Here is a 14002-nt window from a genome sequence, read left to right on the forward strand (position 1 = left end):
TTGCCACGAGCTCGCCGTGACGGGCTTGTGACCGCTCGTTAAGTCGATCCTGTCCAGACAAGGATTTGCTGAAATCCCTTGTCTGACAGCGAGCGTACGATTTCTTATGTACACATTCACGACTCCGCGGGCGGGGGGTTGACCACATAACCGGCACTCGTGGTGGCTTCGTGCACCGCCGAACGGTCCTGAAGTTGCCGCTGCTATTGGCAGGAGGCGCCGCCCTGGCCCGAGCACCTCGCGCCACCGCGCAACCTCCCCGCGGCGCCCCGGATGCAAGCCGCTGGTCCACCGACCGCGCCAACCGCTGGTACCAGGCGCAGGGCTGGCTCGTCGGCGCGAATTTCGTGACGTCGAACGCCATCAATCAACTCGAGATGTTTCAGGCCGACACCTACGACCCGGGACGCATCGACACCGAGCTGGGCTGGGCCCAGCTCCACGGGTTCAACACCGTCCGGGTCTTCCTGCACGATCAGCTCTGGACCCAGGATGCCCGCGGATTCCAAGGCCGCCTCGCCCAGTTCGTCGACCTCGCCGCGCGGCACGGCATCAAACCGCTGTTCGTGCTGTTCGACTCCTGCTGGGATCCCTTCCCGCATGCGGGCAGGCAACCCGAACCGAGGCCGGGCGTGCACAACTCCGGCTGGGTGCAGAGTCCCGGCGCCGACCGCCTGGGCGATCGCGGCTACGCCCGCGTCCTGCGCGGCTACGTCACGTCGGTGCTGACCCAATTCCGCAATGACGACCGGGTTTTGGGCTGGGACCTGTGGAACGAGCCCGACAATCCCTCCCGCTACTACCGCGCGGTCGAGCGGGACGACAAGCTGAACCTCGTCGCCGACCTGCTTCCGCAGGTGTTCGCGTGGGCACGCTCGGCCGATCCCTGCCAACCGTTGACGAGCGGCGTGTGGCACGGCGAACCCGAAGAGGACGCGGACCTGCGCGACACCATCCGCGGCATTCAGCTCGACAACTCCGACGTCGTCACGTTCCACAGCTACGACGAGCCGGCCGACTTCGAGGCGCGCATCGCGGAGCTCGAACCGCACGGAAGGCCGATCCTGTGCACCGAGTACCTGGCCCGGTCGCTCGGCAGCACCGTAGAGGGCATCCTGCCAATTGCCAAGGGGCATAACGTCGGTGCGATCAACTGGGGACTGGTCGCCGGCAAGACCCAGACCTACTTCCCCTGGGACTCGTGGGAGCACCCCTATTCGGAGCCCCCCGACGTCTGGTTCCACGACCTCCTCGGCGCCGACGGGCGGGCCTACCGGAACAGCGAAAGCCAAACGATCCGTCACCTGGCGGGCCTGGCGATGCACCTCAGCCCGTAGCGGATGGGGAACGGCCGCTCACGCGCGCCCCGCGGTATGGCACCCTATGGGTGCCCGTCCTCCCGCCTCAATCGGAGTCGAGAATGCCCGCCAAAGCGCCCAACACCTCGCGCCATCTGGAGGTGGAGCGCAAGTTCGACGTCGTGGAGTCCACGGTGTCGCCGTCGTTCGAAGGCATCGCCGCCGTCGATCACGTCGACAAGTCGCCGATCGAGTCGCTGGACGCGACGTATTTCGACACCCCGACGCATGATCTGGCGCGCAACAAGATCACGCTGCGGCGTCGCACCGGCGGTCACGACGCGGGCTGGCATTTGAAGTTGCCGGCCGGCCCGGAAGCCCGCACCGAGGTTCGCGCGCCGCTGGACGCGTCGGAGCAGGAGGTGCCCGGCGAGTTGCGGGACATCGTGCTCGCGATCGTCCGCGAACGGCCGCTCGAACCCGTCGCACGCATCAGCACCGAACGCGAAACCCAGGTGCTGTACGGCTCGGACGGGGCGGCGCTGGCGGAATTCAGCAACGACCACGTCACCGCGTGGGCGGCCGGCAACTCCGAGGCTCCCCCCGCCGAACAGGAATGGCGCGAGTGGGAACTCGAGTTGGTCGAAAACAACGGGGCGGCCGACACCGAGCTGTTGGCTCGGCTGAGCAACCGGCTGCTCGACGCCGGAGCCGCGCCCGCCGGTCACGGGTCCAAGCTGGCCCGCGTGCTCGGCGAAACGGCGCGGCCCGACGAGACGCAGCAGCCTGCCGACCCGGTGCACCGGGCGGTGGCCGAGCAGGTCGCCGAGCTGCTCGTGTGGGATCGTGCGGTGCGTGCCGACGCCTACGACGCCGTGCACCAGATGCGGGTGACCATCCGCAAGATCCGCAGCCTGCTGGCCGACTCCCAGGGCGCGGCCGAATCGTCCGGAATCGCCTGGATTCAGGACGAATTGCGCGAACTCGCCAACGTGCTGGGCGTGGCCCGCGACGCCGAGGTGCTCGCCGAGCGCTACCAACGGGCGCTGGACAAGCTGCCGCCGGAGCTGGTGCGGGGCCGCATCCGCGAACGCCTCGTGGAGGGTGCCCGTCGCCGCTACCAGACCGGGCTGCGGCGGTCGCTGATCGCGATGCGCTCGCAGCGATACTTCCGCCTGCTCGACGCCCTCGACGCGTGGGTCGCGGAAATCCCCGCCGCCGCGCCGGGCGACGAGGGGGCCCCTGTGACCCTCGAGGCGGCCTACCAGAAGGTCCGCAAGGCCGCCAAGGCCGCGGCGGCGGTGGAACCGGGCGCCGAAGCCGAACTCGACCTGGCGCTGCACCGAATCCGCAAGCGCGCCAAGCGGCTTCGCTACACCGCGGCGGCCACCGGCGCCGCGCGGGTGTCCGAGCAGGCGAAGGTCATCCAGACGCTGCTGGGCGACCATCAGGACAGCGTGGTCAGCCGCGAACACCTGGGTCACCAGGCCGAGGCCGCACACACCGCCGGCGAGGACACCTTCACCTACGGTCTGCTGTATCAGCAGGAGGCCGACCTGGCCGAGCGGTGCCGCCAACAGCTCGACGAGGCGCTGCGCAGGCTCTCGAAGGCGGTGCGCTGAGTCTGGTGGGGCGCCCCGATCAGTCGTGCTCGGCCTCGTAGCGCAGCAGGACCGTGCCGCCCGGGAAGGTGCGGTTCTCCAACAGTCGCAGCGAGATCCATGACGGCAGCGTCGGGAAGAACGGAGTGCCGCCACCCACGGCGGTGGGTGTGACCACGATCCGGTACTCGTCCACCAGCCCGGCCCGCACGATCGGTGCGGCCAGCGTCGCGCCGGCCACCTCCAGCCTGCCGTCGGTTTCGGCCTTCAGCTTCGTTACCACCTCGACCGGGTCGCCGCGTTCCAGGCGGGAGTTCCAGTCGACGGAGTCCAGGGTGCGCGAGAACACGACCTTCGGCATGTCGCGCCAGGTGCGGGCGAACTCGACGATCAGAGGGGTGGCGTCCGGGGCCGTGTCGGCGGTCGGCCAATACGCGGACATCAGTTCGTAGAGGCGCCGCCCGTAGCACGACAGGGCGGTCTCCCGCTCGAAGTCGTTCCAGTACTGATGCAGTTCTTCGCTCGGGTCGGCCCAGTCGATGTTGCCTCGTGCGTCGGCGATGTATCCGTCCACGGACACGTTGAAGCCATAGATGAGTTTGCCCATGCAGATCAGACTGCACCGGAGGGCAAAACTCATCGCGACGCCACACCCGGTCGTAGAGGCGGGGCGGACGAGTTGGCCTGTAAGCCGGATTCTGTTCCCCGCCGCCGCGGCATAAGCAACGGCGGCGCGGCGGCGACCATCCATCTGGACACACCGTCGCCGGGTGCCTCGAGCGGCCTACCCGCAGGCTCGGGCGAGCAACCCTCGAACGCCTGCGAGGCCGCACCAGGTGCGGCCTTCTTGGCCTTGCTTCGGGTGGGGTTTGCCTAGCCACTCCGGTCACCCGGAATGCTGGTGCGCTCTTACCGCACCGTTTCACCCTTACCACCGCGAGGGTGGCGGTTTGATTTCTGTGGCACTTTCCCGCGAGTCGCCTCGGATTGCCGTTAGCAATCACCCTGCTCTGTGAAGTCCGGACTTTCCTCGACTCGACACCGGCTTTCACCGACGCGAGCCGCGGTCGCCCGGCCAACTCGTCCGCGACGCTCCACGGTACCCGCTGCGCAACCTGCTGACCAGCATCTCACGAGCGGCTTTGACGATTGAGCAATTTATCAATCATTGCTAAATAAGTGTATTGGTGCCACGCTGACCGCATGACAGATACCGAAGGATTCGTCGATCAGTCGGTGACGGGTCTGGCTGAGCCACAACCGATGTACAAGGCGCTGCGCGAAACGACCCCGGTGTTCCGCTCCCCGCAGGCGGTGGTCCTCAGCCGCCTCGCCGATATCGAGATGGCGCTCAAGCACACCGAACTGTTTTCGTCGAACATGGACGCCGTCGACCTCGGCAACATCCGGCCGATGATCCCGTTGCAGATCGACCCGCCCGAGCACGCCAAGTACCGCCGCATCCTCGACCCGCTGTTCACCCCGCGCGAGATGGCCCGGCGCGAGCCCGGCGTCACCGAGCTGGTGAACCAGATGATCGACCGCTTCGCCGGCCGCGGCGAGTGCGACTTCCACGAGGAGTTCGCGGTCCCCCTGCCCTGCACCGTCTTTTTGCAGTTGCTCGGCCTGCCGCTGGGGGATCTCGACCAATTCCTGGTGTGGAAGGACCACATCATCCGGCCGGAGGGCGACTCGGGCTTCGACCGCCGCCACGAGACCGGCGCCCCCACAGCGCAACAAATCTACGACTACTTCGACCGCGCGATCGACGACCACATCGCCAACCCCCGCGACGACGTGCTGTCCGCGATGATCGCGGCCACCATCGAGGGCCAGCCACTGTCTCGCGAGGAGCTGCTCGACATCTGCTTCCTCTTCCTCATCGCGGGGCTGGACACGGTCACCGACTCGCTCGACTGCTTCTTCGTGTACCTGGCCCGCCATCCCGACCACCGCCACCAGCTCGTCGAGCAGCCCGACATCCTGCCGAGCGCCATCGAGGAGCTGTTGCGTTGGGAGACACCGGTTCCCGGGGTGGCCCGGGTGGCCATGCAGGACACCGAGGTGGGCGGCTGCCCGATCAGCAAGGGCGAGCGGGTCAGCCCGTTGCTCGGCGCGGCCAACACCGATCCCGCGGAGTTCGCAGATCCCGACCTGGTGGATTTCAGCCGCAACCCGAACCGGCACCGCGCGTTCGGCGGTGGGCCGCACCGCTGCCTCGGGTCCCACCTGGCGCGCATGGAACTGCGGGTGGCGCTGCGCGAATTCCACCGCCGCATACCGGATTACGAGATCAAGCCGGGCACGCAGTTGATGTACACCGCGGCGCTGCGCTCGGTGGAGTCGCTGCCGCTGGTCTTCCCGGCGGCATGACCCACGTTAGCGTCGATCCCGACCGCTGCACCGGGCACGGGCGCTGCTACACGCTGGCGCCCGACGTGTTCGACGCCGACGAGGTCGGTCACTGCGTCGTGCTCGTGGCCGACGTCTCGGGGGACCTCGAGGCGCAGGCCGTCGCCGGCGAGCAGAACTGCCCGGAGCAGGCGATCACGCTGTCCCGGTAGGTTTTAGGCGAAACAGACCACGCTGCGCGCGCCCCGGCCCGCGGTCATGTCGGTGAACGCGGTCTCGACGTCGTCGATGCCGATCCGCCGGGTCACCAACGCCTCGAGGTCCAGCCGGCCGCGCTGGGCGAGCTCGGCGAGCACCGGGATGTCGCGCGCCGGATCGCTGGCCCCGTAGACGCTGCCCTGCACCGTCTTGCCGTCGGCCATCAACGACAACGCTGGAAACGTCACCTCCTCGGCGATCCCGGCGGCGCCGACCAAGGTGACCTTGCCGCCGCGGCGGGTGGCCTCGTAGGCCAGGCGCATGGTGGCGGGCTTGCCCACCACCTCGATCCCGTGATCGACGCCGGCGCCCCCGGTGAGATCGCGCACCGCGGCGACGAGGTCGACCTCGCCCGCGTCGATGGTGTCGGTCGCCCCGTTGGCCACCGCGGCGGGAAGCTGGCCGGCCACCCGGTCGGCGGCGATGATCCGCCCGGCGCCGGCCAGCCGCGCCCCCTGGATGGCGGCCAAACCCACGCCGCCGCAGCCGATCACGAGCACACTATCGCCCGGCCGGACGGCCGCCGTGCGCATCACCGCGCCGACCCCGGTGGTGACGCCGCAACCCAGCAGGGCGGCGTGGTCGAACGGCAGCGACTCGTCGACCGGCACCACCGCCGCGGCCGGCAGCAGCGTCTCCTCGGCCAGCGACCCGACGCCCATGCCGGGCCACACCGGGCCGCCGGCGCTTTCCGCGTACGGACCGCCGTAGGCGTGGTCGTAGCCGTGCGCGCACAGCTGGGCCTCGCCGCGCAGACAGTGCGGGCAGGAGCGGCACGGCACATTCCAGGTCAGCACGACGTGGTCACCCGGGCTGACCGTGGTGACGCCGGCGCCGACCTCGGCGACGACACCCGCGCCCTCATGCCCGAGCGTCGACGGCAGCAGCGTCGGTATCGCGCCGTCGCGCAGCGACAGGTCGCTGTGGCACACGCCGCTGGCGCGCAGTTGCACCCGTACCTCGGTCGGCGCGAGGGGCCGTAGCGCGAGCTCCTCCACCGCGGTGGGCTGCCCGACCTCGCGCAGCACGATGGCTTTCACGGGGTCCACACTGTGATGCAGGTCATAGCGACCTACGATGGCTGGACAACCGCACCGGGTCAAGGGAGACGGGCATGACGGGATCAACGACGATCACGCGCGACAGCCAAACGGCAGGTGACGAGCCGTTTTTGACGATCGGCGGCCAGGGACAGGCCGGAGCCGCCGGAAGCTACGCGGTGCGCAACCCCGCGCGGCCGGCCGAGGTCGTCGGCCACGCCCCCGCCGCCGACCGCGCCCAACTCGACGCCGCGGTGGCCGCGGCACGGCGGGCGGCGTCCGGGTGGCGGGCGCTGGGCGTCGCCGAGCGGGTCGCCGCCCTGACGGCCGCGGCGGCCACCGCCGCCGAACAGCTAATCGCCGGCGACGGCGCGACGCTGTACACCCGCGAGCACGGAAAGGTGCTGAGCGAGGCCAACTTCGAGATCAGCACCGGACCCAGCCTGGCGGCGCTGATCGGGTCGATGGCCGAGGCCGCGGTCGCGCCCGAACTCATCGACCCGAACGCCCCCTTCCCGCGCCTGCACCGGGAGCCGTACGGCGTGGCCGCGCTGGTGCTGCCGTTCAACTGGCCACTCGCGCTGGCGATGACGAAGCTGGCGTCGGCGCTGAGCGCGGGTAATACCGTCGTCGTCAAGGTGCCGCCCAGTTGCCCGCTGGCGGCGCTGCGGCTGGCCGGGGCGCTGGCCGCGGCGCTGCCGCCGGGCGTGGTCAACGTGCTGGCCGGCCCCGGCAGCGAGCTCGCCCAGGCGCTGGTCACACACCCGGGCATCGACCTCATCTCGCTGACGGGCGGGGTGGCCACCGGACGCGCCGTCATGGCGGCGGCGGCCGCGCGCCTCACCCCGGTGCTGCTCGAACTCGGCGGCAACGACGCCGCGATCATCGCCCCCGACATCGAGGTCACCGAAGAGCTGGTCGAGCGGCTGGTGACGGCGACCTACACCACCGGCGGCCAGGTCTGCATGGCGATCAAGCGGCTGTATGCGCCCGCGGAGCGGGTCGGCGAGCTGGCCGAGGCGGTCCTCGCCCGCTGCGAACGCGAGGTGATCGGCGACGGCCTCGCCGACGAGACCACGCTCGGCCCCCTGCACACGGCCGCCGGCCGTGACCGGATCGCCGCGCTCGTCGGTGACGCCGAGGCCAGGGGCGCAAAGGTGCGCACCGGCGGGCGGATCCGCGAGGAGGACGCCGCCTCGGGTGGGTATTTCGTGCTGCCGACCGTGGTCACCGGCGTGGCGCCGGACTCGCGGCTGGCCACCGAGGAGCAGTTCGGCCCGGTGCTGCCCCTGTTCGGGTACGACGCCGTCCAGGACGCCGTAACCGCCGCCAACGCAACGGAATTCGGCCTCACCGCATCGGTCTGGACCGGCGACGACGAGCTGGCCGATCGGGTCACCGGCCAGCTCGTCGCGGGCACGGTCAGCGTCAACTGCCACGGCCTGGCCGCCCAGGATCCGCGGCTGCCCTTCGGTGGCTGCGGCCAGTCCGGCCTCGGCCGCGAGCTCGGCGTGGACGGGATCCGCGCGTTCACCCAGCCGCGGACGTTCGTGCGGCATCCCGTCCCGGGCTAGCCCGTCGTCGAGTGTGGCTGACGACTTCGCGTGTGCCGTGCGGGCTCACACCGAAAGCCCTGGCCGCACACGCGCTATACGAACGAGACACCCAACAGGAGCAGTGCGAGAGCCACTTCGGGTCCGTTCTCCTGCAGGTTGGTCACGAAGCCGCCCACCTCGAACCCCGTCGGGGCGATGATCGGCGGGTTCCCGGTGGTCGTCACGGCCACCGTGACCGGCTGCAGGGGTGCCAGGAGCCCGCCGAAGGGAATGTTGAGCGCTACGGTCTGCACACTCGGTACCGACCCGGGCAGCGGGATGGACACCGTGTCCTGGCCGTAGAGCAACGCGGTCCCGACGCTCGGGCCGGCACTGGAGAGTGCTGCCATGGCGCCGGCCGGGTTCCCGGCCTGCAAGGCGCTGACAAACGCGGTCCCGCCCTGTGCCAACGGGCCCGTCGCGACCACCAACGGACCTACCAAGTCAAGGGGGAGCTCGATTTGCTGCGCGCTGCTGCCCTGCAGCACGGACAGGATTTCGGCGCCGATGGCCTGGAAGCCGGGGGGCGCGGCGGCGGCCTGCGCATTGGCGAGCTCGGTGCCCAGATAGGAAGCCGCGCCGGCGTTCAGCAAGGTCATGAACTGGGAATGAAAGGCCGCCGCCTGCGCATTGAGCGCCTGATACTGCTCGGCGTGGCTGGAAAAGAATGCGGCGATCGCCACCGACACCTCGTCACCCGCGGCGGCCACCACGCTGGTCGTCGGGCCCGCCGCCGAGGCATGGGCCGCACTCAGCGCCGAGCCGATGTTCTCCAGCTGACCGGCCGCCTGGCCGACAACCTCCGGCACCACCGCCATAAAGGACATGGCCGCCTCCTAGCCCGACAGCGATCACCCGGTGATCCAAAGCAAAAGCGTACCGCCGGGCGGCCTTTCGGTCCCGACTTCCGCAGAAGGGAACGCGCGCAACGCGAGTACAGTAAGCCCGATGGCCGCTGCCCCGTCGAATGAGCGGATGATCGCCGGCGTCGCCGCGGCGTCCGTCTCCCTCGGCGTGGCCGAGCTCGTGGGTATCCCGTTCGGGGCGCGCGCCAACGCGCGTACCGCCGTCTCCACCGTGGTCGTCGACCTGACGCCGGGGCCCGTCAAAGAATGGGCGATTCAGACACTGGGCTCCCTGGACAAACCCTTCCTCGCGGTCGTGGTGCTCGTGGTCATCGCCAGCATCGCCGCCATCGCCGGGACCCTGGAAACCCCGCGCCGCCCGCTGGGCAGCGCCGTGATCGCCGCGGCGGGCGTCCTCGGCTGCCTCGCAGTGCTGTCGCGGCCGGGCGCGGCCGCGCTCGACACCGTCCCCACCCTCGCGGGCGCGGCCTGCGGCGTTGCGGCCCTGCGCGTGCTGACCCGTCGCGTCCGACCCGGCGCGGCGGCCTCGGATGACGAGCCGGACGCCGGCAGGCGCCGGTTGCTCGGCTACGGACTGCTCGGCTTCGGCGTGATCAGCGGCGTGGCGGGTGCGGTCATCACACGCTTGGTCCACTCGGTGGCCGCCGACCGCACCACCTTCGCGCTGCCGCGGCCGCGCACGCCGGCTCCGCCGATCCCCGCCGATGTGCAACCCAACGGCGTTGCGCTACCGAGGTTCGTCACGCCCAGCGGCGACTTTTACCGGGTGGACACCGCGCTGGTCGTTCCCCAACTCAGCCGCGGCGACTGGCGGCTGCGCATCCACGGGATGGTGGACCACGAAGCCACCTACAGCTTCGACGATCTCGCCCACTTCGACGTCGTCGAAACGGTGACCACCCTAACCTGCGTATCGAATCCCGTTGGGGGAAACCTGATTTCGACCGGCGTCTGGACGGGCTACCGGGTGGCCGATCTGCTGGCCACGGCCGGTGTGCACGGGGATGCCGACATGGTGCTGTCGACGTCGACCGACGGGTTCACCGCCGGCACACCGGTACAGGCGCTCACCGACGGCCGCGCCGCGCTCCTGGCCGTCGGCCTCAACGGCCAGCCGCTGCCGATCGAGCACGGCTACCCGGCCCGGCTGGTGGTGCCCGGGCTGTACGGGTACGTGTCGGCCACCAAATGGGTCGTCGAGCTGGAGCTGACCCGCTTCGACAAAGCGAAGGCGTACTGGACTCGGCAGGGTTGGGCGGCGCGCGCACCCATCAAGACGGAGTCGCGGATTGACGTGCCGAAGAACGGTCAGCAGATTCCGATCGGACCCGTGGTGTTCGGGGGCGTGGCGTGGGCACAGAACCGTGGCGTGCGCGCGGTGGAGGTCCGCGTCGACGACGGCGGCTGGCAGCCCGCGCAACAGGGCGCGAGCTATTCCAACGACACGTGGCGCCTGTGGAGCTTTCCCTGGCAGGCGACAGCCCCCGGAAAACACACCATCACCGTGCGCGCCACCGACAACACCGGCGCCGTCCAAACCGCGGATCAGGTGGGTAGCGTCCCGGACGGCGCCACCGGCTGGCACACGGTGGACTTCACCGTGGCGTAGGCCTGCAGCGCTACTTCGACGAGAGTTTGCGCCAGCTGAATACCGCGATCGCCAGGCCGATCAGCACGGTGATCGGGCCGATGATCGACCAGGTGGTGGTGTTGCTCATCGGGCTACCGAGCAGCACCCCGAATCCCTGGAGCGCCCAGATCAGGCCGAACAGCGCGACGAGCAGACCCAACGCCAGCGTCACGACGAAAGTCCTTCGCATAGGGCGATGCTAGGCGAACCGGCTATCGCGCGGTACGGATGACGAAGGCGTCGGTGCTCTCGTCGTAGCCGACCGTTTCGTCGACGAACAGCTCCCCCACCGCGCGGCCATCCCCGGCAACCGCGATGAACCGCGCCTCCTCCTGGTCGTAGGTCACCGAGCCCTGGACGAACATCGCCGCGACCTCGTGCCCGTCGGCGCCGAAGACGACCAGTTTCAGGCCTCCGGCTTGCTTGACGTATTGCGCCGCTTCCGCGCGTGTGATGGCCATCGCTGGGTTCCTTTCCAATGCTTTCCTTGCAGCGCAGTATCTCCGAGATCGGGCGACCCTCGGGAAGCGGGCCTGCGCCAGGCACTCTCGTGAAACTGCTCAGGAGGCCGGCTCGGGCGTGCGCGTCGCGACAAACATCCGCCGCAGCGCGTCCGCCATCCGTGCGCGTATCGGTGCACCCGAGATGACTACGTCGACCATCGCCGGCGACTGGTGGGTGTGGCCGCGGGCGCAGATGTACTCCGTCGGGACTCCCGCCGCCTGCAGCGCAGCGGCGTAGGCCGCGCCGTCGTCGCGCAGGGGATCGAACTCGGCCGTCACCACGATCGCCGGCGGGAGCCCGGACAGATCGTCGGCACGCAACGGCGCGAAGCGTGGGTCGCCGCGGTCCACCGCGTCGATGTAGTGGTCGTAGAACCACTCGAGCAGCGCTGTCGTCAGGCCGAAGCCGTCCGCATTCTCGATGAAGGATGCGCGCGTGGTGTCACCCGCCGTGCACGGCGCCAACAACACCTGCCCGGCGATGGTGGGTCCGCCCGAGTCCCGCGCCAGCCGGCATGTCACCGCCGCGAGCCCGCCGCCCGCGCTCCAGCCGCACACGGCGAGTTGCCCCGGTCTGCCACCCAGCCCCTCGGCGTTGTCGGCGACCCACCGCACCGCGGCCATGGCGTCATCGACCGCCGCCGGGAATCGGTGCTCCGGCGCGTGGCGGTAGTCCGCCGAGATGACGATCGCGTCGCTGCGCACGCAAAGGTCGCGGCACAGCGGATCATCCGAGATCGCGTCGCCCAGCACGTAGCCGCCGCCGTGGAAGTACACGACGATCGGATGCGGGCCCGGGCTCGACGGCCGGTAGAGCCGGTACGCCAGATCGCCTGCGGCGCCGGGCAACACACCGTCGACGATCTCGCCGACGTCCGGCCCCGGCTGTCGGGTCACAGCCATCTGATCGTAGAAGGCGCGGGCGTCGGCCACGGCCATCGATTCCATCGGCGGCAGTTGCAGCGCCGCCATCGCCTCGAGGACCATCTCGACGTCGGGCTGCAGCCGGCGCACCACCCCGTCGTTGCACTGCGAGCCGTGGGGACCGGACAAGGTGAAGCCCAGATAACCGCGGGCGACCACCTCGTCGCAGCCGGCGCGGTAGAAGTCGAAGCCCGCGCAGTACGGCAGGAAGACTCGTGGCTTGCCCGGCACGTTGGCGCCCATGTACCACGAGTTCGCCTGTGGGTAGAGGGTGATGTCGGCGCAGTCGTTGACGTGTTGCGTCCACCCGGCTTCGGCCAGTTCGGTGGGCTCGATGACCTCGAAGCCGCCCGCGCTCAGGTGGGCGAGGCAGTCGAGCACCCAGTCGGCGTGCTGTTCGATCGAAACGACCATGTTCGTCAACACCGACGGGCTGCCGGGACCGGTGATGAAAAACAAGTTCGGGAAGCCGACCGTGGTTAGGCCGAGGTAAGTCTGCGGTCCGTCGGCCCATTTGTCCTTGAGCGCCAGGCCATTACGGCCCCTGATGTCGACGGCCGTGATCGCGCCCGTCACGGCGTCGAATCCGGTGGCGAAGACGATCGCGTCAAAAGCGAACGACTCGTCGGCGGTGTCGATGCCCGTTTCGGTCACCTGGCGGATCGGATGCCTCCGGACGTTGACCAGGCGCACGTGCGGCAGGTTGTAGGTGGCGTAGTAGTCGGTGTCGAGGCACGGCCGTTTCGCCGCCAGCGGGTGATCGGTGGGGCACAGCTCGTCGGCGGTCTGTGGATCGTCGACGATCGAGCGAATCTTGTTCCGGACGAACTCGGCGTATTCTTCGTTGGCCGCGGGATTGCTCAGCACATCGGCGAAGACGTTGATCGCCTCGAACAGCAAGCCGTCCTCCCAGGCGCGCTCATAACGCCGTTGGCGTTCGGTTTCCGAGACGCCGAACGTCGGGGTGATGTCGCGCTCCATCGGAATGCCGGCGGGCGAAACCTTTGCCGCCGCACGGTATTCGGCGTCATTCACCACTTGTGCGAGCTTCCCGGCCGGTAGCGGGCCATTGCGCGCCGGGATCGAGAAATTCGGCGTCCGCTGAAACACCACCAGCTGTCGCGCGTCCCGGGCGATCATCGGAATCGATTGCACCCCGGAGGAACCCGTGCCGATCACGGCCACCCGCTTGCCGGTGAAATCGACGGGCTCGTGCGGCCAGGCGCTGGTGAAGTAGACGTCACCGGCGAACCGCTCGAGCCCGTCCACCTCGGCCGGCTTGGGCATGGACAGGCAGCCGGTGGCCATCACGACGAAACGGCAGGTGATCTCGTCGCCGGGTTCGGTGGTGACGTGCCAGCGCGACGCGTCGGCGTCCCAGCGTGCCCGCTCGACGCGGGTGGAGAAGCTGATGTGGCGCCGCAGGTCGTGCTTGTCGGCCACATGGTTCAGGTAACTCAAAATCTCCGGCTGGGTGGCGTACTTCTCCGACCATTGCCAGTCCCGCTGCCAGTCGGGGTCGAAGCTGTACATGTAGTCGACGCTGGGCACGTCAACCCGGGCACCCGGATACCGGTTCCAGTACCAGGTGCCGCCGAGGTCGTCGCCCGCTTCGAACACGCGGAATCGGTATCCGGCGCGGCTCAGGCGGTAGGCAAGGTAGAGGCCCGCGATTCCCGCGCCCACGACGATGACGTCGACGTCCGGCGTCGACGGATCCGTGCTGGCTGTGTCGGTCATCATCTGATGATCACGCCGCGCCGGCCCGCTGTCATGGGTACCGCACTACCCGATCACGCAAATTCTCGAAAACCGTCACCGTCTCGCGCTGGCGATGTGGGGTCCCCACCCCGGGCCGGCTCGCCCGGTCACTTACCAAACGGATAGGAAACCCTTTCCTCACGGGAGCGAAATCTGGCTTCCGCGGCAATTACG

General features: G+C 69.4%; 12 protein-coding genes and 1 other RNA gene. 6 read left to right on the forward strand and 7 right to left on the reverse strand.

The features are described 5' to 3' along the window. The first annotated feature begins 170 nt into the window (after window positions 1–170). Both A5673_RS00140 and A5673_RS00145 read left to right on the forward strand, forming a co-directional pair. Entirely contained in the window at window positions 171–1337 is a 1167-nt protein-coding gene (locus A5673_RS00140) for a cellulase family glycosylhydrolase (RefSeq protein ID WP_068226481.1), read from the forward strand. Window positions 1338–1420: 83 nt separating this feature from the next. Further along, window positions 1421–2920 (forward strand): CYTH and CHAD domain-containing protein, encoded by a 1500-nt coding sequence (locus A5673_RS00145; protein ID WP_068226482.1) that lies wholly within the window; start codon window positions 1421–1423, stop codon window positions 2918–2920. 19 nt (window positions 2921–2939) lie between these two features. On the opposite strand, the gene A5673_RS00150 is transcribed toward A5673_RS00145, so the two are convergent. Both A5673_RS00150 and rnpB read right to left on the reverse strand, forming a co-directional pair. Continuing rightward, complete coding sequence (locus A5673_RS00150) at window positions 2940–3506, reverse strand: dihydrofolate reductase family protein (protein WP_068226483.1); 567 nt, start codon at window positions 3504–3506, stop codon at window positions 2940–2942. Between the two features lie 64 nt (window positions 3507–3570). Continuing rightward, window positions 3571–3982, reverse strand: an RNA gene (gene rnpB / locus A5673_RS00155) — RNase P RNA component class A. Between the two features lie 120 nt (window positions 3983–4102). Here rnpB and A5673_RS00160 point away from each other — a divergent pair. Beyond that, window positions 4103–5272, forward strand: a complete 1170-nt coding sequence (locus A5673_RS00160) for a cytochrome P450 (RefSeq protein WP_068226484.1) — start codon at window positions 4103–4105, stop codon at window positions 5270–5272. Further along, entirely contained in the window at window positions 5269–5463 is a 195-nt protein-coding gene (locus A5673_RS00165) for a ferredoxin (RefSeq protein ID WP_068226485.1), read from the forward strand. Before A5673_RS00160 ends, A5673_RS00165 begins: the two co-directional genes overlap by 4 nt. 3 nt (window positions 5464–5466) lie before the next feature. Here the strand turns inward: A5673_RS00165 and A5673_RS00170 are convergent, their stop codons facing one another. After that, a complete protein-coding gene (locus tag A5673_RS00170; protein WP_068226638.1) occupies window positions 5467–6549 on the reverse strand; it encodes a Zn-dependent alcohol dehydrogenase in 1083 nt (360 codons plus the stop codon). 74 nt (window positions 6550–6623) lie between these two features. On the opposite strand from A5673_RS00170, the gene A5673_RS00175 reads away from it, so the two are divergent. After that, the gene (locus A5673_RS00175) at window positions 6624–8123 is read left to right on the forward strand and encodes an aldehyde dehydrogenase family protein (protein ID WP_068226486.1); all 1500 of its coding nucleotides are present in this window, start codon (window positions 6624–6626) and stop codon (window positions 8121–8123) included. Between the two features lie 74 nt (window positions 8124–8197). On the opposite strand, the gene A5673_RS30375 is transcribed toward A5673_RS00175, so the two are convergent. After that, a complete protein-coding gene (locus A5673_RS30375) occupies window positions 8198–8971 on the reverse strand; it encodes a PE family protein (protein WP_082958465.1) in 774 nt (257 codons plus the stop codon). 121 nt (window positions 8972–9092) lie between these two features. Here A5673_RS30375 and A5673_RS00185 point away from each other — a divergent pair, with 121 nt between their 5' ends. Next, a complete protein-coding gene (locus tag A5673_RS00185) occupies window positions 9093–10619 on the forward strand; it encodes a molybdopterin-dependent oxidoreductase (RefSeq protein WP_068226488.1) in 1527 nt (508 codons plus the stop codon). 10 nt (window positions 10620–10629) lie between these two features. Here A5673_RS00185 and A5673_RS00190 read toward each other — a convergent pair whose 3' ends face one another. From A5673_RS00190 to A5673_RS00200, 3 genes are all read right to left on the reverse strand, one after another. Next, the gene (locus A5673_RS00190) at window positions 10630–10830 is read right to left on the reverse strand and encodes a hypothetical protein (RefSeq protein ID WP_068226489.1); all 201 of its coding nucleotides are present in this window, start codon (window positions 10828–10830) and stop codon (window positions 10630–10632) included. Between the two features lie 22 nt (window positions 10831–10852). Further along, window positions 10853–11101, reverse strand: a complete 249-nt coding sequence (locus A5673_RS00195) for a hypothetical protein (protein WP_068226490.1) — start codon at window positions 11099–11101, stop codon at window positions 10853–10855. A 99-nt stretch (window positions 11102–11200) separates the two neighbouring features. Continuing rightward, on the reverse strand, window positions 11201–13807 hold the full coding sequence (locus A5673_RS00200) for an FAD-dependent oxidoreductase (protein ID WP_068226639.1): 2607 nt from the start codon (window positions 13805–13807) through the stop codon (window positions 11201–11203). Between the last annotated feature and the right edge of the window lie 195 nt (window positions 13808–14002).

It is taken from the genome of Mycobacterium sp. E3198 (genome assembly GCF_001667015.1).
Taxonomy (GTDB): Bacteria; Actinomycetota; Actinomycetes; order Mycobacteriales; family Mycobacteriaceae; genus Mycobacterium.